We start from the raw sequence: 17,510 nt of genomic DNA on the forward strand, positions 1-17,510 counted from the left end.
CATTAACTATAGGAGAACTATAATTAAGGACGCGCGCGAACTCAAGAGATGTCGAGGGCTCGCATGACAGCTCCAATCACCTGCGTGGGTTGCTCGAACAGCATCTCCCAGTGCACTCGGACCACCGTGAACCCCAGCTTCTGCACCCGCTCCAAGCGGCGGAGGTCATGCAGATACTGCGACCGAACCAGCCGGTGCTGCTCCCCGTCGTACTCCAGCACGACCCGCTCGCGCAGCGCGACAAGGTCGAACCTCCCGATCCATCCCGCATCGTCGTAGAGTTCCACCTGCAGATCGAAATGTTCAGCAAGCCCCTGCTCCCCAAGCAAGAGCCGAAGGATCGACTCCATGCGCGATTCCGAGCCCACCCTTGCGAGATCCGCTGCCTGACGCAACTTGGCTACCCCGCGACCGTGGGAGCCGGCGAACTCGGCCCGAAACCGTCCGAGCCGCTCGTCCGACGGCCACTCCCGCTGCGCAAGCGCGTCGAGCGCGACAACGAGCTCCTGCACCTGGAGACCGGGCGCCGCCTGCTGCAGCGCGAGCGCGGCCGGCACGACAGGCACACCGCCTCCGTATCTGTCCCAGCGAATGTCGCGAAGCCCGGGAGCGCCTCGGAGATCCGGCGGCGGCACGAGCCGCTCAGGCGTGAACCCCTGACTCGTGGCGTGCCCCACGATTCCCTCGGCCCTGCGGGCCCGCTTGGGCTTGGGTATCGCGACGTGATGCCGATCACCCGCCCGGATCGGGCAGCCGTGCAGCAGGAGCGCAGTCTCATGACTGAACGCTTCCCCGTGCCTCAGCAGCGGGGCGAAGCCGATCGCGGCCTGCCACGCGCGCAGGTCAGCTCCGGATCTCGCCGGCGCATCGTCCGAGCCCGCGGATGCCGATCCGGAACCTGATGGCGGCACGAATACGCGCACTCCTCGGTATGGTCGCGAGAACTGTGCACCTTGCAGAGCTCGACGACCGAGCTCTGCTGCTCGTGCCTCGGAGACGTGGAACGGACGCTCCGTGAGGTGGGGGCTGATGGGTGCTCTGGGTTTCGGCATGGATCCAGGCTGGCGCACTCAGCGCCGCGGTGGTGAGGCCCGGGCCAGAATGTGGATAACTCGGGTGGGTTGACGTGGCGATGCGGGTTGTGAGCGAGCATCGGGGCGGGTGCTTCTGATCCGGATCCGGATCCGGACCCGGATCGGGGCCGGGATCGGGATCCGGGCCCAGACCTCTGTGCGGCCGCGCCGAGTCGGCCGGAAGGCCCCTTTCGCGGCGCCGAGTCGGCCGTAAGGCCCCAATCAGCGGCGTGAATGGGGCCTTACGGCCGACTCGCCGGGAGCGCAGAAGCGCAGGAGCGCAGGAGCGCAGAAGCGCAGTAGCGCAGTAGCGCAGAAGCGCAGGAGCGCAGAAGCGCAGAAGCGCAGGAGCGCAGAAGCGCAGGAGCGCAGAAGCGCAGAAGCGCAGGAGCACTCTAGAACGCGGCGATGCCCGTCAGCTCGCGGCCGATCACGAGCTGGTGCACCTCGTCGGTGCCCTCGTAGGTGCGGACGGACTCGAGGTTCGCCATGTGCCGCATGACCGGGAAGTCGCTCGTGATGCCGTCGCCGCCCAGGATCGCGCGCGCGGTGCCCGCGATCTTGATGGCCTCGCGGACGTTGTTGAGCTTGCCAACGGAGATCTGGCCGTAGCTCAGGTTGCCGGCGTCCTTGAGGCGGCCGAGGTGCAGGGCGAGGAGGAGGCCCTTCTCGTACTCGAGGAACATGTCGGCGAGCTTCGCCTGGATGATCTGCTTGCCGCCGATCGGGGCGCCGAAGACCTCCCGTGAGGTGGAGCGCTCGACCGCGACCTCGAGGCAGGAGCGCGCCGCGCCCATGACGCCCCAGGCGATGCCGTAGCGCGCCTCGTTGAGGCACTTGAACGGGGCCGACAGTCCACGCGCCTCCGGGAGGATCGCGTCGGCGGGGAGGCGCAGGTCGGTGAGCTCGATCTCGGTCTGGAGCGAGGCGCGCATGGAGAGCTTGTTCTCGATCGCGGTCGCCTTGAAGCCCGGGGTGTCGGTCGGCACAACGAAGCCGCGGACGACGCCCTCCTCGTCCTTTGCCCAGATCACGCCAACTGCGGCGATCGTGCCGAGGCCGATCCAGCGCTTCTTGCCGTTGAGCACCCACTCGTCGCCGTCGCGGCGCGCGGTCGTGAGCATGGTGTTGGGGTCGGAGCCGCCCTGGGGCTCGGTCAGGCCGAAGAAGCCGACGGCCTCGCCGCGGCCCATCGCGGGCAGCCAGGTCTGCTTCTGCTCCTCGGAACCGAACTTGTAGATGGCGCCCATCGCGAGCGAGCCCTGCACCGAGAGCGCCGTGCGGAAGCCGGAGTCGACCGCCTCGAACTCCATCGCGACCAGGCCGTAGGCGACCGAGGAGGCACCCTTCAGACCGTAGCCGTGCATGTACATGCCGAAGGCGCCGAACTCGCCGACCTCGGGCAGCAGCTCGACGGGCAGGCGGCGATCCTCGAACGCCTGATCAATGATGGGGCGGATGCGGGTCTGCGCGAACTCGCGGGCCTTCAGCTGCCACTCGCGCTCCTCCTCGGTCACGAAGTCGGCGACGTCGAACAGCTTGTCGATTGAGGTGGTCATGATGCTCCTTTGTCGGGAATGTGGTGAAACGTCTGGTGGGTGCTGCTATGCGGCGGTGCCGAAAAGCGAGGACGCCGGATCCCTACGGCCGCGGCAGCCAGGCCGCGTCCTGGTGTTCGCCCACGCCGGGCGGCGGGGCCTGGTAGCTTGCCGGGGTGCCGGAGAGCTCGATGGGCGTCGCGACCGAGCGCAGGGTGTGCTCCGCGCCGTCCGCGCCGATTGCGCTGGTCTCCGCGACAATCGGGAGGCCGAGCGACTCGGCGAGCTCGAAGGCCTGGCCGATCGTGTTGACGCGGCCGGCCGGGATGTTCGCCGCCGTGAAGGCGTCGATCCACTCGGCAGCGGTGCGCGTGCGGAGGGCGGCGTCGAGCTCGACGCGGAGCTCCGCGCGGTGGGCGACGCGCTGCGGGTTCGTCGCGAAGCGCTCGTCCGAGGCGAGCGCCGGGATCCCGAGCACCTCGCACAGGCGCGCGAACTGGCCGTCGGTTCCGACGGCGAGCGCGAGCGGCTGGTCGGCGGCGTCGAAGGTCTCGTAGGGGGCAATCGACGGGTGCGCATTCCCCATGCGACCGGGGGAAACACCGGTCTCGAGCGTGGAGGAGGCCTGGTTCGCGAGCGCCGAGAGCAGCGACCCGAGCAGCGTCACCTTGACGTGCTGGCCGCGGCCCGCGGTCGGCGATTCGGCCGTGTCGCGGGCACGGAGCGCCGCCTGGATCCCGATCACCGAGTTGAGGCCCGTGAGGATGTCGACGAGCGCGACGCCCACCTTCGTGGGGTCGCCGTCGGCCTGCCCGGTGATGCTCATGAGGCCACCGACGGCCTGCACGAGCAGGTCGTAGCCCGGGAGGTCCTTGCCGCCGGTGTCGCCGAAACCCGAGATCGAGCAGTAGACGACGCCGGGGTTCTCGGCCGCGACGGCGTCGTAGCCCAGGCCGAACTTCTCCATGGTGCCCGGCTTGAAGTTCTCGATCACGACGTCGGCGGTCGCGGCGAGCTCGCGCGCCCTGGCGAGGCCCTCGGGGTCGCGCAGGTCGCAGACAACGGAGCGCTTGCCGCGGTTGACGCCAGCGAAGTAGGTGCTCTGGCCCACCGCGTTCACGGGTGGGCTCCACTGCCGCGTGCCGTCGCCCTCGGGGCTCTCGATCTTGATGACGTCCGCGCCGAGATCCGCGAGGATCATGGTCGCGTGCGGCCCCGCGAGAACGCGGGAGAAGTCTGCCACCCGGATACCCGAGAGGGCCCCCGCCCCCCGCTGCTGTCCGTCCTGCTCGCTCACCGCGCTCCTCACCGTTGACTCTTCCCAGATCTGCGGAGCCCGCGCGACGCCCGGCGGGAATCCCTGACCGGGCCCGGATCCTGGGCTCCGTATGCCGCCAGTCTAAGCCGACGCCCGGGCGCCAGGCAGGACAGGATTGCCCAGCACCGAGCCTCGGTAGTGTGCAAGAATCACAGCATGCCCTCGCTCTCCCAATTGCTCGCGCTGCCCCCGCTCGGCCTCCGGCTCGTGCAGGCTGGCGCGGGCGACCCCGACATCAGCTGGGTGTCCACGACCGAATTGCTCGACCTCAGCGAATACCTCGAGGGCGGCGAGCTCATCATGACGACTGGCCTCGCCCTCGAGTTCGAGGACCCGAGGTGGCGAGACTTCGTCGCCAGCCTCAGCCGGGCGCGGGTCGCCGCGATCGGGTTTGGGATCGGGGTCAACCACGACCGGATCCCGCCGCTCCTCATCCAGGCGGCGAGCACCTACCGGGTTGCACTCTTCGAGATCCCGCTGCCGACCCCGTTCGTCGCGGTGAGCAAGGCCGTCGCGGAGCTCCTGCGCGCCGACGAGCTCCGCTCGGCCCGCGGCGCGCTGAAGGCTCAGCAGCGCCTCCTCTCGGGCGCGCACGACGAGCGCGATCCGGCCGAGGTGCTCTCGAGCATCGCCCAGGCCACGGGCCGGCAGCTCGCGTTGCTCGGTTCTGACGGGGCGATCCTGGCCTCGACGGCGGGATACTCCGCGCTGTCCGACTCAGAGGCGGTCGAGCACATCGCCCTGGACCAGGAGGACTCGATGCGCCTCGCGATCGCGGGATCCGCGCCGCTCACCCCCGAGGGCCGGTCCGTCATCGCGGCCGGATCGATCGTGCTCGGCCTCGGGCTCCGCCGCGACCGCGCCGACGCGGCCCGCGAACGCGAACGCTGGGAGTACCTGACGTCCGGGATCCTCGCGGGCACCGAGCGGCCAAGCAGCATTGCGATCCTCGCGCCGCGTATCGCCGCCCCGGACCGGATCAGGGCACTTGCCGTTCAGGGCACCGCCGAGGACATCTCCGAGTGGCGCAGGCGGCCGCGCACCGGCCTTGAACGGCTGATCGCGCCGGACGCCGGCGCGCCCAGGGCGCCGGGTCTGACGCTCGCCTGGCAGCTCTGCGCTGACACCAGCGCCGCGCTCGACCGCGCACTCGCGGTCGCCGCCGAACACGGACTTGACGCCGTCGTGGGCCGGGCCTCCGGCGCGGCCGAGGCCGAGCTCAGCCGCCGCTCGGCCGCGGCCAGACTCACCGCGCTCTCACCGACCGCGCCCCTCTACACGGCGCCCCGCACGCCCCAGGTGATCTGGGCCGACCGCGACACCCCGCTCCTCGAGGCGCTGCTCGGGATCGCCTCGGGGACGGCGGCGCTGAGCGCGCAGGCGCTCGGCCCGCTGGCCCTGGCCCCCGGCCCGTCCCCGCGCGCGGAGCCGGAGGCGGCCGGCGCGGCCGGCGCTACGGCCGGAGACCGCAGCACCGCGCTCGACGCACACGACCGGGAGACCCTGCGCGCGACGCTCCGCGAGGTGTTCCTCGCGGACGGGCAGCGCGGGCCTGCGGCGGTCGCACTGGGGATCCACCGCAACACTCTGCGCGACCGCATCGCGCGGATCGAGCGCCTCACCGGGCGCTCGCTCGCGGACGCGGACGACCGCGCCGAACTGTGGTTCGCGCTTCGGCTCGAGGAGCTCGCACCCGAGCACTAGCCGCGCTGCGTCAGGCGTCCGTGCCGCTGCTCCCCGGCGCATCGGCCTCGTCCCCAGCGTTCGCTCCTCCACTCCCGGCGGCTGCCGCGCGCTTGCGCCGCGCGAGCACGACGCCGAAGATCACCGCCGCGAGCAGGATGAGCGCCCCGCCCGCAATGAGGATGCCGGTCACGCCGGATCCTCCCGTGGTCGGCAGCAACTCGGATCCCGACGCGGCAAGCGCCGGCTGCGTTGAGAGGACTCCAACCGCAAGCACCCCGAGGAGCGCGCCCAGTGCAGAACTCCGTTTCATCGAACTCTTCAACTTCCTGTTCCTTCCTGTCAACCGCTGCAGTCCCCCGGCCTGCCGTGCCCCCATTCAACACCCTGCCGCCGACATTCAGCGCGAACTCGAGCAATGTCAGTGCCCCTCGGTACGGTTTCGAGCATCGCAGCGCGCCGCTGCAACCGGGCGGCGAGCACTGGCTGGAGGGAGCGACATGGGCACGGTAGGCACGAGGATCACGGTAGATCACAACACCTGGCTCATCATGCGCGAGTTTCCGCAGCACCCAAAGGCCGTCATCTCGCGCATCACCGACACGTCGGGCGAGGAACGGTTCCTTGTCCTGACCTGGATGCCGGATCCCGCCGAGCGCCGCATGGTCGGCATTTTCCGCAGCCTCTCCGAGGCGGACGCTGCGGTGCCGTGGCCGTCCAGGGAGACGCCACCACTCCACTATGCGCCGAGCGACGAGGCGCGCGCCAAGCAGCGGGAGGAGAATCAGCGGGCCACCCAGCGTGCCGAACAACTGAGCGGGCGGCCATCACGTCGCTAGCTCAGGCGGCCACTTGCTGTTCGCTCCCAGGTCTCTTGACAGGAAAAGAGATAGGAGAAGAATAGTAATGAAAATCAGAAAGGGGTTGCCATCATGAGTTTCCTAGCATTTCTCATTCTCGGGCTGATCGCAGGCGCGATCGCGAAGGCCATCCTTCCCGGCAAGCAGGGCGGCGGCTGGTTCGTGACCCTCCTGCTCGGCGTCGTCGGCGCGATGCTCGGCGGCTGGCTGGGCTCCGTGCTCTTCGGCGCATCGCTCCAGGAGTTCTGGTCACTGCAGACCTGGCTTCTGGCGATCGGCGGCGCGATCGTGGTGCTGCTGATCTGGGGGCTCATCGTCGGTCGCAAGAAGGAGGCGTAGCCGGCGCACGACCAGTGGGATCCCGCTCGGGGTCCCGCCTCACCCGACAGAAAGGAGCATCGATGGGATTTCTCGAAGATGCGAAGGAGACCGCCGAAGCAGCCGCCAAGAAGGTCGGACGCGCAGTGGAGGACGGAGTCGATCGCGTGAAGGACAAGGTCGACGAGGTCCGCGCTGAAGCGGAGGTCAAGAAGGCCGAGGCCGAACGCGACTCCGTCAAGGCACGGAACGAAGCGAAGGAGAACCTTCGCGAGGAATGAGCCTCACCTTCCGTCGCATCAACGAAGGGCCGGGGGCGGCAGATGCCACCCCCGGCCCTTCGTGTGTGTGCCGTTCGCTCTACGCTTCGACCGCGGGATCTGCGGGCGGCAGCGTCCCGAGGGGCGCCTGCGCCTCTCCGGGTGAGGACGCCTCTTCGGGAGAGGGCTCGTGCAGCGCGCGAAGCGCAGCCCTCACATCACCACGCAGGAGATCGTCGACCAGTTCATCTACGGCGACGCCCTCATCCGTGCCCTGCGGGATCTCCATGCGGAGACCGCGATCCTGAGCCTCGTTCTTATCCATGTGTCCAGAGTAAGCCCGTGCGCGGCGAACCGAGCTAACGGGAGTCTGCAAATTGGAATCCCTCAGGATTCTTCGTCCGGGATCGGGGTCTTTTCGCCGGTCTCGGTGTCCCGAATGAGCCCGGGGTCGTCCATCCCCTGCCGCGGGTCGAGCTCTTCTGCTGCGCCGTTCCCGTAGTGCTCGCTCGCGCCGTCGAGCACCGGGCGATTGAGGGTCTCCCCTTCGCGCGGCGCGTGCACCGTGCCCTCTCCATTGGGCGCTGCTGCCTCGGTGCCGTGGTGCGGGACGTTTTCGTGAGTGTCGTTCGACATCGCTACCTCCTTGGTTGCGCCTCACGATAACGCGTGATCAGGGCGCACACTAGGGGGTGGACAATCACTGCAGAATGAACTGTGCGGTGCCGTCGCCGTCGACGCCCGCCGCCTTCACGCGCAGGTGGTAGGAGGCGCCTCCCGCCGTCACCGGCTCCCGCGTGATGTCGCAGGTCTCCGCGCTCGAGCGGGTGCGATCCCACGTGATCGGGTCGCTCTCGAGCGGCTTGCCCGGTTCGATCTCCACGGAGAGGCTCTGCGGATTCTTCTGGCAGTCGATCGAGCGCCACACCTGGTCGTCGCCGCTCGTGACCGTGAACTCCATGCCCGCGGTCCCCAGGTCAGCGGCGCAGGGCTCCTTGCCCGTGTTCTCCACACTCAGCGAAAGCAGCGGGATCTCACCCTCGGCGTAGCTGCTCTTGTCCGTCACCGGGGTGACCTTAAGCTGGCCCGCGGAGCAGGCCGCGGGTCCCTGCGCCTTCTCGTCACCCTGCGTGTCGGCCTGTTCCGACGTCGCGAGGTCGCCCGGTACGTTGACCTGCTGGGCGTCCTTCGCGCCGCCGCTCGAGCCCGGCTTCAGGAAGACGAGGACCACGACGGCGATCACGGCGACCAGCCCGAGCAGCACGAAGAGGCGCCGCCGAATATACACCTTCCGGTCCTTCGGCCCCACGGGGTCTCGCAGCGTCGACATAGCGCCAGGGTATCCCCTGCCGCTCGGTTACAGGTGCTTGAGCATGCGCGTGTTGCCAAGGGTATTGGGTTTCACCCTGGCCAAATCGAGAAACTCCGCCACGCCCTCGTCGTTCGAGCGGAGCAGCTCGGCGTAGACCTCGGCGGCGACGAGCTCCGTGTCCTCGCCGACCTCGCCGAAGCCGTGGCGCTCGAAGAATGAGGTCTCGAACGTGAGACAGAACAGCTGCTTCAGCCCGAGATCGATCGCGCGCTGCTCGAGCGCCTCGAGCAGGCGGTGCCCCACCCCGCGGCCAAGCCACTCCTCGGAGACGCCGAGCGTGCGCACCTCGCCCAGCTGCTCCCACATGACGTGAACCGCGCCATAGCCGATCACGTTGCCCTCGGGATCGACCGCGACCAGGAACTCCGGCACGGCCGCGTACAGGTCGACGAGGTCCTTGCCGAGCAGGATTCGTCGCGAGACCAGCGGATCCATCAGCTCGACCATGCGCAGGACGTCGGCCGTCCGCGCGTTACGGATCTGGATCTCGGGGCCTTCACTCATAGATCGAGTCTAGTCCCGGACGCGGACCGGAAACGCCGAACAGGGGTCCGGTGCACAAGCACCGGACCCCTGTTCGGATCAGGAAAGCGCTACTCGGAAGCGCCGGGGGTGTTCGCCGTGGAAGCAACCGCGGCCGCGGCCGAGGCCGAGGTGTCGCCGTGCGCCTTCGTCGAGCGCGACTCGGTCTCGAAGGTGAACGCGTTGTCCACGAAGTCGACCTTCACGAGGTCGCCCGCGAGGAGCTCCGCGCTCAGGATCTTCTCCGAGAGGCGATCCTCGATCTCGCGCTGGATCGCGCGGCGCAGCGGCCGCGCACCGAGCGACGGATCGTAGCCGATCTCCGCGAGCTTCTCGCGCGCCGCCTGGGCGACCTCGATGTGCATGTCGCGGTCGAGCAGGCGATCCTTGAGCTGCTTCACGAAGAGGTCGACGATCTGCAGCAGCTCCTCCTTGGTGAGCTGCGGGAACACGATCGTGTCGTCCACGCGGTTCAGGAACTCGGGCTTGAAGTGCTTCTTCAGCTCCTCGTTGACCTTGCCCTTCATCGACTCGTAACCGATCGAGGAGTCGCCCTCGATCTGGAAGCCAACGGGGCCACCGGCGATCGACGCCGAGCCGAGGTTCGTCGTCATGATGATGACCGTGTTCTTGAAGTCGATCACGCGGCCCTGGCCGTCGGTGAGGCGGCCCTCCTCGAGGATCTGCAGCAGCGAGTTGAAGATGTCCGGGTGGGCCTTCTCGATCTCGTCAAAGAGCACGACGGAGAACGGCTTGCGGCGCACCTTCTCGGTGAGCTGGCCGCCCTCCTCGAAGCCGACGAACCCGGGAGGGGCGCCGAAGAGGCGGGAGACCGTGTGCTTCTCGCCGTACTCCGACATGTCGAGCGAGATCAGGGCGTCCTCGTCGTCGAACAGGAACTCCGCGAGGGCCTTGGCGAGCTCGGTCTTGCCGACGCCCGTGGGGCCGGCGAAGATGAACGAGCCGGAGGGACGCTTCGGATCCTTGAGGCCGGCACGCTGGCGCCGGATCGTCTTCGCGAGCGCCGAGATGGCCTCGTTCTGACCGATGACGCGCTGGTGGAGCGCCTCCTCCATGAAGCGGAGTCGCGAGGTCTCCTCCTCGGTGAGCTTGAACACGGGGATCCCGGTCGCCTGCGCGAGCACCTCGGCGATGAGCCCCTCATCGACCTCGGCGTTCGTTGCGACGTCGCCGGATCGCCACTGCTTCTCGAGCCGCAGTCGCTCGGCGATCAGCTTCTTCTCCTCGTCGCGCTTGTTTGCGGCCTTCTCGAAGTCCTGCGCCTCGATCGCGGCCTCCTTGTCGGCGCGCACGACCGCGATCTTCTCGTCGAACTCGCGCAGCTCGGGCGGGCTCGACAGGATCGACAGGCGCAGGCGGGCGCCGGCCTCGTCGATCAGGTCGATGGCCTTGTCGGGCAGGAAGCGATCCTGCACGTAGCGATCCGCGAGGTTCACGGCGGCGACGATCGCGCCATCCGTGATCGACACCTTGTGGTGCGCCTCGTAGCGATCCCGCAGCCCCTTGAGGATGTTGATCGAGTGCGCGAGCGAGGGCTCCGCGACCTGGATCGACTGGAAGCGCCGCTCGAGCGCCGCGTCCTTCTCAAAGTGCTTGCGGTACTCGTCGAGCGTGGTCGCACCGATCGTCTGCAGCTCGCCGCGGGCGAGCATCGGCTTCAGGATGTTGGCGGCGTCGATCGCGCCCTCGGCGGCACCGGCACCGACGAGCGTGTGGATCTCGTCGATGAAGATGATGATGTCGCCGCGGTTGCGGATCTCCTTCGTGACCTTCTTCAGGCGCTCCTCGAAGTCACCGCGGTAGCGGCTGCCCGCGATCATGGAGCCGAGGTCGAGCACGTAGACCTGCTTGTCCTTCAGCGTCTCGGGCACCTCGCCCTTCACGATCGCCTGGGCCAGGCCCTCGACGACGGCGGTCTTGCCGACGCCGGGCTCGCCGATCAGCACGGGGTTGTTCTTCGAGCGGCGCGAGAGGATCTGCATGACCCGCTCGACCTCCTTCTCGCGGCCGATCACGGGATCGAGCTTGCCCTCGCGCGCGGCCTGCGTCAGGTTGCGGCCGAACTGGTCGAGCACCTGCGAGCCCTTGGCCTCGCCACCCGGCTCGGGCGCGCCGCCGACGGTCGCGTTCTCCTTGCCGGCCTGGTAGCCGGAGAGGAGCTGGATCACGGTCTGGCGCACGCGGTTGAGATCCGCGCCGAGCTTCACGAGCACCTGCGCGGCAACGCCCTCGCCCTCGCGGATGAGCCCGAGCAGGATGTGCTCGGTGCCGATGTAGTTGTGGCCGAGCTGCAGCGCCTCGCGCAGGCTCAGCTCGAGCACCTTCTTGGCGCGCGGCGTGAACGGAATGTGACCGGCCGGGGGCTGCTGCCCCGTGCCGATGATGTCCGTCACCTGCGCGCGCACGGCGTCGAGCGAGATCTCCAGCTGCTCGAGCGCCTTGGCCGCGACACCCTCGCCCTCGTGGATCAGCCCGAGCAGGATGTGCTCGGTGCCGATGTAGTTGTGGTTGAGCATCTTCGCCTCTTCTTGGGCGAGCACCACAACCCGACGGGCGCGGTCGGTGAATCTTTCGAACATCTCTAACCTCCTTGACGGATCGCGGAACGGTCGGGATCCGCCGATGAAACAAGGCTACGGGGTGATCCGGGATCGCGGGGGCCTGTTCGCCAGCGGCGTGACGCGGGGCGCGGCACACGACGAGCAGGCGCGTTTCAGTTGGCCGGCACCCGAGGGCGACGGCCAACTGAATGCCCAGATCAGGCCTGCGGAGGCGTCTGTTCGGGCTGTGCGGGCCCGCCCGCGATCGGCTCGATCACCACCGCCGTGCCGTACGCACAGAACTCGGTGAAGTTGCCGATGGATCCGGAGTCGAAGCGCATCGCGACGACCGCGTTGGCGCCGCGGCTCTGCGCCTCAGACCACATGCGGTTCATGACCTCCCAGCGCGACTCGTAGATCACCTTCGTGTACTCGGGCATCTCGCCGCCGCCGAGGGAGCGGAAGCCCGCCGTGAAGTTCTGCCCGAAGTTCGCCGAGCGGACCGTGAGGCCCATCACCTCGCCGAGCACCTGGGTCACGCGATAGCCGGGGACATCATTCGTCGTTACTGCAAACATGGCTTGATTCTGACACCTTTGCGAAGCCAATGGGAGACCTATTTTCTGTGTGAATGATGCACGCGTGCATTATCGTGTGCGTCATGTCGAGCACGAGCGAGCGGGCCGAGCGCCCCAGCGCCGCCTTCGCCCCCTCGAGCAGTTCAGCGCTCGCCCTCATCAGGGCGTACGCCGCCACGCTCGGGCAGAGCGAGGGGGCGGTGGCGCGCGTGATCCTCGAGCGGCCGACCGAGATCCCGCAGTGGTCGACGCAGGAGCTCGCCGCGGCGGCCGGCACGTCGGCCGCGACGGTGATCCGCGCCTGCCAGCGGCTCGGCTTCCGCGGCTTCCAGCACCTCCGGCTCGAGCTCGCCCGCGAGGGCGCGCCCGCCGAGGCGGCCCCAGGCGACCTCGTCTCGCAGGTGTTCGACAGCGCGCGCGAGGCGCTCGCGCTCGGCCGCGATGCCGTGTCGCGCGAGGCGCTCGCGGCCGCCGTCGAACTGCTCGCCGGGGCGCGCCGCGTGATCTTCACCGCGAACGGGTTCTCCGCCCCGCCGTTGCAGGACGCGGCCATGCGCTTCGCGACGCTCGGGCGCCCGGTCGAGGCGCCGCTCGACATCCTCGCGCAGCAGTTCGCGGCGCACACTCTCGGACCCGAGGACGTCTGCCTGGCGCTCAGCCACTCGGGCGCCAACGCGCACACGCTCGCAACCTGCCGCGCCGCGAAGCAGCGGGGCGCCAGAGTGATCGCGCTCTGCAGCTACGCGCGGGCGCCGATCCCGGAGCTCGCAGACGTCGTGGTGTCGACGGGCGCCGTCGGCCCCCAGCACACGGTCGACCCCTTCTTCGTCCGGCTCAGCCACTCCGTGCTGCTGCACGCCCTGCTCGCGAGCCTTGCGGCGCGCACGGGGGCCGCCGATCCGGGCGAGATGCGCACCGTAGTCGCCGAGGCGCTCGCCGATCCGGAGGTCTAGGGGGTGCCGGGCCCGATCCGGAGCCGCGCGCGGCGGCGAGCGCGGCGCGGATCCCCAGGAAGCCTTTCCTCAGTGTTCACGGGGGCGCAACGCACGCGCCACCCTGCCCCCCGATAGTGGTCCTGTAACGCATTTCATGATGCGTGAAACGGGGCGGAACAGGCCCTGTTCAACGGCAGGAAAGGAACGGGACCGACGTGCTCGAGCTGGTGATCGACGGAAGCTACAACGCGCGGGGCATCGGCCCCGCCGGCAACACCTGGCTTGCACGCTCCGCCTCGCTCGACGGCATCACCCCGGCGGGCATCGCCGCGCTCGAGAAGCTCGGGATCGCGCTCGTGCTCGACCTCAGGGAGCCGGGCGAGCGCGGGCCGGTGCGGCACGGGATCCCGACGAGGAACCTTCCCCTCTACGGCGAGCGCCCCCCGCAGACGGGCTCGCTCGAGGAGGTGTACCGCCTGCTCCTCACGGAGCGCGCGGCCGCGATCACGGCCGCAGTCAGCGCGATCGCGGAGTGCGACGGCCCCGTCCTCGTGCACTGCACGGCTGGCAAGGATCGCACCGGCCTCGTCGTCGCGCTCGCGCGGCTCGCGGCGGGCTATGCGCGCTCAGACGTCGTCGCCGACTACGCGCTCTCCGGCCGCTCCGTGCGCCCGGCACGCACGGGCATCGTCGCCCCGCTGCTCGAGACCCTCGCGCGCAAGGCGGGCGCGGCCGGGTCGCAAGCACCCGGCGGCGGGATCTCCGCCCGCAGCGACGCCGAGCGCCTGCACCTCGACAGCCCGGCCGAGGCCCTCGAGTACGCGCTCGACCTCGTCGACGAGCACGGCGGCCCTGCCGAGTACCTGCTCGCGCACGGCGCGACCGAGTCACAGCTCGCCGCGCTCGCCGAGCGCGCGGGCACGACCCTCGGGGCGGGATCGCGATGAGCGCCGCGACCGGGCGTTTCAGCGTGCTGCACGTGAGCGACGTGCACGCGACCGAGGGCGGCCTCCTCTACGGCGCGGTCGACGGGCTCGGCCGGCTCGCGCAGCTCGCCGAGTACGCGGCGGCGGTCGGCATGACCCCCGAGGCCGTCGTCGTGACGGGCGACCTCGCGCAGCGCGGCAACCCGGGGGCGTACCCCGAGCTCGCCCGCGCCTTCGCCGCCCTCGAGCGCGCGGTCGGCGCGCCGGTCGTGACGGTGCTCGGCAACCACGACGACCCGGCCGCGGCCGCCGCGCTCCCCCGCCACCGCGTGCGCCACTTCGGCGTCGAGCGCATCGGCGAGTACCGCTTCGTGCGCCTCGACTCGAGCTCAGGATCCCTCGGCACCGAGCAGCTCGCCTGGCTGCGCGAGGCCCTCGCGGAGCCCCACGGCGCCGGCACCGTGGTCGCCCTGCACCACCCGCCCGTCGACTCGCCGCTCCCCGCGCTCCGCAAGCAGGGCCTCCGCGACGCGGACGCGCTCATGGGCGCGCTCGCCGGGACCGACGCCAGGGCGATCCTCGCCGGCCACTTCCACCACTCGCTCTCGGCGTCGCGCGACGGGATCCCGATCTTCGTCGGCCCGTCGCTCGCGTACCACCAGGTCATGGACGCGGGTCCCGACGCGGTCGCCGGCCACGACTCCCCCATGTTCTCCCTCGTGCAGTTCACGTCCGTGGGCGTCACGGCGTCGGCGATCCCGCTCCACTCGCCGCAACCCCTCTTCACCAGACTCATCGCCGAGCAGGTCGATTCCCCCCACCCCGCAGTCCCACTCTCAGAGAAAGCGACCCATGTCTCGTAACCGCGCACTCGGCGCCCTCGCGGCGCTCAGCCTGTCCGCACTCGCCCTCACCGCCTGCTCCTCGGCCGCGGCCCCGGAGGAGGACGTCGCAGCCGCGGCGGAGCCCGCAGAGCTCACGCTGTACACCTCGGAGCCGCAGGAGAAGATCGACGAGATCATCTCGGCATTCAATGAGAAGCACCCGGAGATCACGGTCGAGGTCTTCCGCGCCGGGACCGGCGATCTCACGGCCCGCATCGCGGCCGAGCAGAAGTCGGGCAAGATCGGCGCCGACCTGCTGCTCGCGGCCGACGCCGGCACCTTCGAAGACTACGCCGCGCAGGATCTCCTCCTCGAGTACGAATCCCCCGAGGCCGCGAACCTCGACGAGGGCCTCGTCGATCCCGAGCACTTCTACGTGGGAACGCGCCTGATCCCGACCGTGATCGCGGTCAACACGAACGCGATCACCGATCCGCCGAAGTCGTGGCAGGATCTCACCGACCCCGAGTACGCCGGCAAGATCGTGATGCCCAACCCCGACGTTTCGGGCGCCGCGGCGTACAACGCGGCCGTCTGGCTCGACGAGCCCGAGCTCGGCAAGGACTGGCTCGAGGGCCTCGCGGCGAACAAGCCGCTCATCGCGGACAGCAACGGCCCCGTGTCGCAGGCCGTCGCGAACGGCAGCAACCCGGTCGGGATCGTCGTCGACTCGCTCGTGCGCGACCTCGCGGCCGCCGGCTCGCCGATCGAGGCGATCTACCCCGAGGAGGGCGTGCCCTTCGTGTCGCAGCCGGTCGGCATCTTCGCCGACTCGGAGGAGCCCGACGCGGCGAAGCTCCTCGTGGACTTCCTGATCAGCAAGGAAGGCCAGGAGATCGCGGCCACGCAGTCCTACCTCCCGATCCGCGGCGACGTCACGAGCCCCAAGGGCGCCCCGGCGCTCGCGGACATCAAGCTCCTGAACCCGGACCTCGAGAAGATCCGGGCCTCGCAGAAGTCGGCCGTCGAAACCTTCAATGGCCTCTTCAAGTAACCTGCTGGCGCCCGCGGCGCCGGCAGCACCCCTGGCGCCCGCCGCCCCAGCCCTCGCGGCCGGGCGTGGCGGGCGCCGCATCGACGGGCTGCTCGGCGTCCGCGCGGCGCTCTGGATCGCCGTCGCCGCGCTCATCGTGGTGCCCGCGGCCGCGATCGTGTGGCTCGCCGTCACGGGCGGCGGCTGGGATGCGCTCGCGGATCCCGCCGTCACGGAGGCGGCGATCAATTCGCTCGTCTCGGCGTTCCTCTCGGGCGCGCTCGCGGTCGTCGTCGGCACCGGCTTCGCGCTCCTCCTCGAGCGCACCGATCTGCCCGGCCGCCGCGCGCTCCGGATCCTGGCGCTCAGCCCCCTCCTCATGCCGCCGTTCGTCGGCGCGATCGCCTGGCTCAGCCTGCTCGGCCCCGCCTCGAGCCTCAACACCTGGTGGGCGGCGCGATTCGGCGGCCCGCTCTGGAACCTCTACGGCGGCGACGGCGTCATCTTCCTCCTCACCGTGCACGGCTACCCCATCGTCATGCTCATCGTGACGGCCGCGCTGCGCCGCGTGCCAGCCGACCTCGAGCAGGCCGCGCGCATCACGGGGGCCTCGCCGCTGCGCACCATGTGCGAGGTCACGCTTCCGCTCCTGCGCCCCGCGATGCTCTCGTCGTTCACCCTGGTCTCGGTGTCGAACCTCGCCGACTTCGGGATCCCGTCGATCGTCGGGCTGCCCGAGCGATACGTCACGCTCTCCACCCTCGTGTACCGCTTCCTGCAGTCGGGCACGGTCGACGACCCGCTCGCGGTGGTCTCGGCGATCGGCCTCGTGCTGCTCGCGATCGCGCTCGCCGGCGTCGTCGTCGACCTCCTCCGCGCGAAGACCCGGGTCGAGCTCGACGCGCAGGCCGCTCAGGCCGCGCCGCTCCCCCTCGGACGGCTCCGGATCCCCGTCGCCGTCGCGACGGCCGCGGTCGTCGTGGCCGCCACGATCCTGCCCCTCGTGACGCTCACGATCCAGGCGCTGCTGCCGGCCCCGGGCGTCCCGCTCACCGCGGAGACCGTGACGCTCGCGAGCTTCGAGCGCGCGCTCACGGCGTCCGGCACGCTCACGGGCGTCGCGAACTCGCTCATGCTCGCGACCCTCGCGGCCCTGATCTGCGGGGTGCTCGGCCTCGCGATCGGCACGCTCGTCACCCGCACGCGCGCACGCGCCAACGCGGCGCTGCTCGGGATCTCGCTCCTGCCGCAGGCGATCCCCGGCCTCGTCATTGCGGTCGCGTGGCTCGTGCTCGCGCCGCGGATCGGCCTGCAGAACACACCATGGATCATCCTCTGCGCCTACCTCACCTCCTTCCTCGCGCTCGTCGTGCAGTCGGTCACGGCGCCGCTCTCGTCGACCTCCGTGTCGGCCGAGGAGGCCGCGCGGGTCTCCGGCGCCTCGCGCCTGCGCGCGCTCTGGGACATCTCGAGCCGCATGGCGATCCCGGCCGCCATCTCCGGGGCCGTGCTCGTCGCGCTCACGGCGGTGCGTGAGCTCACCCTCTCCGTACTACTCCTCTCCCCCGGCAGCCAGACCCTCGGCGTCGTCATCTTCAACCTCCAGCAGGCGGGCGCCTACAACGCCTCGTCCGCGCTCTCCCTCATCGTCGCGCTCGTGGGGCTCGCAGGCCTCGGCATCACCGCGCGCAGAAAGCGTTAGGAGCCCC

At 70.0% G+C, this 17,510-nt stretch carries 19 protein-coding genes; 9 read left to right on the forward strand and 10 right to left on the reverse strand.

What is annotated here, in order from left to right:
- Nucleotides 1-41 precede the first annotated feature (41 nt).
- The 3 genes from ACOPJ3_RS12125 to ACOPJ3_RS12135 all read right to left on the reverse strand — a co-directional run bounded on the left by ACOPJ3_RS12125 (nucleotide 42) and on the right by ACOPJ3_RS12135 (nucleotide 3,908).
- The gene (locus tag ACOPJ3_RS12125) at nucleotides 42-566 is read right to left on the reverse strand and encodes a DUF559 domain-containing protein (protein ID WP_427869422.1); all 525 of its coding nucleotides are present in this window, start codon (nucleotides 564-566) and stop codon (nucleotides 42-44) included.
- Between the two features lie 902 nt (nucleotides 567-1,468).
- A complete protein-coding gene (locus ACOPJ3_RS12130; protein ID WP_427869423.1) occupies nucleotides 1,469-2,632 on the reverse strand; it encodes an acyl-CoA dehydrogenase family protein in 1,164 nt (387 codons plus the stop codon).
- An 82-nt stretch (nucleotides 2,633-2,714) separates the two neighbouring features.
- Complete coding sequence (locus ACOPJ3_RS12135; RefSeq protein WP_427869424.1) at nucleotides 2,715-3,908, reverse strand: CaiB/BaiF CoA transferase family protein; 1,194 nt, start codon at nucleotides 3,906-3,908, stop codon at nucleotides 2,715-2,717.
- A gap of 177 nt (nucleotides 3,909-4,085) precedes the next feature.
- Here ACOPJ3_RS12135 and ACOPJ3_RS12140 point away from each other — a divergent pair, with 177 nt between their 5' ends.
- Nucleotides 4,086-5,633 carry a PucR family transcriptional regulator gene (locus ACOPJ3_RS12140; protein WP_427869425.1) on the forward strand — a complete coding sequence of 516 codons (1,548 nt, stop codon included), beginning with the start codon at nucleotides 4,086-4,088 and terminating at the stop codon, nucleotides 5,631-5,633.
- 10 nt (nucleotides 5,634-5,643) lie between these two features.
- Here ACOPJ3_RS12140 and ACOPJ3_RS12145 read toward each other — a convergent pair whose 3' ends face one another.
- Nucleotides 5,644-5,925 (reverse strand): LPXTG cell wall anchor domain-containing protein, encoded by a 282-nt coding sequence (locus tag ACOPJ3_RS12145; protein WP_427869426.1) that lies wholly within the window; start codon nucleotides 5,923-5,925, stop codon nucleotides 5,644-5,646.
- Nucleotides 5,926-6,112: 187 nt separating this feature from the next.
- Between ACOPJ3_RS12145 and ACOPJ3_RS12150 the strand changes: the two genes are divergently transcribed.
- The 3 genes from ACOPJ3_RS12150 (at nucleotide 6,113) to ACOPJ3_RS12160 (ending at nucleotide 7,071) form a co-directional block, all read left to right on the forward strand.
- Nucleotides 6,113-6,451: a hypothetical protein gene (locus tag ACOPJ3_RS12150; protein WP_427869427.1), complete on the forward strand. Its 339-nt coding sequence runs from the start codon at nucleotides 6,113-6,115 to the stop codon at nucleotides 6,449-6,451.
- A 93-nt stretch (nucleotides 6,452-6,544) separates the two neighbouring features.
- On the forward strand, nucleotides 6,545-6,811 hold the full coding sequence (locus ACOPJ3_RS12155; protein ID WP_427869428.1) for a GlsB/YeaQ/YmgE family stress response membrane protein: 267 nt from the start codon (nucleotides 6,545-6,547) through the stop codon (nucleotides 6,809-6,811).
- A gap of 62 nt (nucleotides 6,812-6,873) precedes the next feature.
- Entirely contained in the window at nucleotides 6,874-7,071 is a 198-nt protein-coding gene (locus ACOPJ3_RS12160; RefSeq protein ID WP_427869429.1) for a hypothetical protein, read from the forward strand.
- A 79-nt stretch (nucleotides 7,072-7,150) separates the two neighbouring features.
- On the opposite strand, the gene ACOPJ3_RS12165 is transcribed toward ACOPJ3_RS12160, so the two are convergent.
- The 6 genes from ACOPJ3_RS12165 to ACOPJ3_RS12190 form a co-directional block, all read right to left on the reverse strand.
- Nucleotides 7,151-7,375, reverse strand: a complete 225-nt coding sequence (locus ACOPJ3_RS12165; protein WP_427869430.1) for a hypothetical protein — start codon at nucleotides 7,373-7,375, stop codon at nucleotides 7,151-7,153.
- A 62-nt stretch (nucleotides 7,376-7,437) separates the two neighbouring features.
- Complete coding sequence (locus tag ACOPJ3_RS12170) at nucleotides 7,438-7,686, reverse strand: hypothetical protein (protein WP_427869431.1); 249 nt, start codon at nucleotides 7,684-7,686, stop codon at nucleotides 7,438-7,440.
- Between the two features lie 64 nt (nucleotides 7,687-7,750).
- Nucleotides 7,751-8,380, reverse strand: a complete 630-nt coding sequence (locus tag ACOPJ3_RS12175; protein ID WP_427869432.1) for a hypothetical protein — start codon at nucleotides 8,378-8,380, stop codon at nucleotides 7,751-7,753.
- Between the two features lie 27 nt (nucleotides 8,381-8,407).
- Nucleotides 8,408-8,926, reverse strand: coding sequence for an amino-acid N-acetyltransferase (locus ACOPJ3_RS12180; protein ID WP_427869433.1), 519 nt, complete (start codon nucleotides 8,924-8,926; stop codon nucleotides 8,408-8,410).
- 89 nt (nucleotides 8,927-9,015) lie between these two features.
- Nucleotides 9,016-11,544, reverse strand: a complete 2,529-nt coding sequence (locus ACOPJ3_RS12185; RefSeq protein WP_427869434.1) for an ATP-dependent Clp protease ATP-binding subunit — start codon at nucleotides 11,542-11,544, stop codon at nucleotides 9,016-9,018.
- A gap of 179 nt (nucleotides 11,545-11,723) precedes the next feature.
- Nucleotides 11,724-12,083, reverse strand: coding sequence for a YbjQ family protein (locus tag ACOPJ3_RS12190; protein ID WP_427869435.1), 360 nt, complete (start codon nucleotides 12,081-12,083; stop codon nucleotides 11,724-11,726).
- Nucleotides 12,084-12,166: 83 nt separating this feature from the next.
- Here ACOPJ3_RS12190 and ACOPJ3_RS12195 point away from each other — a divergent pair, with 83 nt between their 5' ends.
- The 5 genes from ACOPJ3_RS12195 to ACOPJ3_RS12215 all read left to right on the forward strand — a co-directional run bounded on the left by ACOPJ3_RS12195 (nucleotide 12,167) and on the right by ACOPJ3_RS12215 (nucleotide 17,503).
- The gene (locus ACOPJ3_RS12195; protein ID WP_427869436.1) at nucleotides 12,167-13,036 is read left to right on the forward strand and encodes a MurR/RpiR family transcriptional regulator; all 870 of its coding nucleotides are present in this window, start codon (nucleotides 12,167-12,169) and stop codon (nucleotides 13,034-13,036) included.
- Nucleotides 13,037-13,233: 197 nt separating this feature from the next.
- The gene (locus ACOPJ3_RS12200; protein ID WP_427869437.1) at nucleotides 13,234-13,965 is read left to right on the forward strand and encodes a tyrosine-protein phosphatase; all 732 of its coding nucleotides are present in this window, start codon (nucleotides 13,234-13,236) and stop codon (nucleotides 13,963-13,965) included.
- Entirely contained in the window at nucleotides 13,962-14,807 is an 846-nt protein-coding gene (locus ACOPJ3_RS12205; RefSeq protein WP_427869438.1) for a metallophosphoesterase family protein, read from the forward strand. Before ACOPJ3_RS12200 ends, ACOPJ3_RS12205 begins: the two co-directional genes overlap by 4 nt.
- The gene (locus ACOPJ3_RS12210; protein ID WP_427869439.1) at nucleotides 14,797-15,822 is read left to right on the forward strand and encodes an ABC transporter substrate-binding protein; all 1,026 of its coding nucleotides are present in this window, start codon (nucleotides 14,797-14,799) and stop codon (nucleotides 15,820-15,822) included. Before ACOPJ3_RS12205 ends, ACOPJ3_RS12210 begins: the two co-directional genes overlap by 11 nt.
- The gene (locus ACOPJ3_RS12215) at nucleotides 15,806-17,503 is read left to right on the forward strand and encodes an ABC transporter permease (protein WP_427869440.1); all 1,698 of its coding nucleotides are present in this window, start codon (nucleotides 15,806-15,808) and stop codon (nucleotides 17,501-17,503) included. The genes ACOPJ3_RS12210 and ACOPJ3_RS12215 overlap by 17 nt, the downstream gene beginning before the upstream one ends.
- Nucleotides 17,504-17,510: the final 7 nt, after the last annotated feature.

The sequence above is a fragment of the Leucobacter luti genome, assembly GCF_050310065.1.
Classification (GTDB): Bacteria; Actinomycetota; Actinomycetes; order Actinomycetales; family Microbacteriaceae; genus Leucobacter; species Leucobacter luti_B.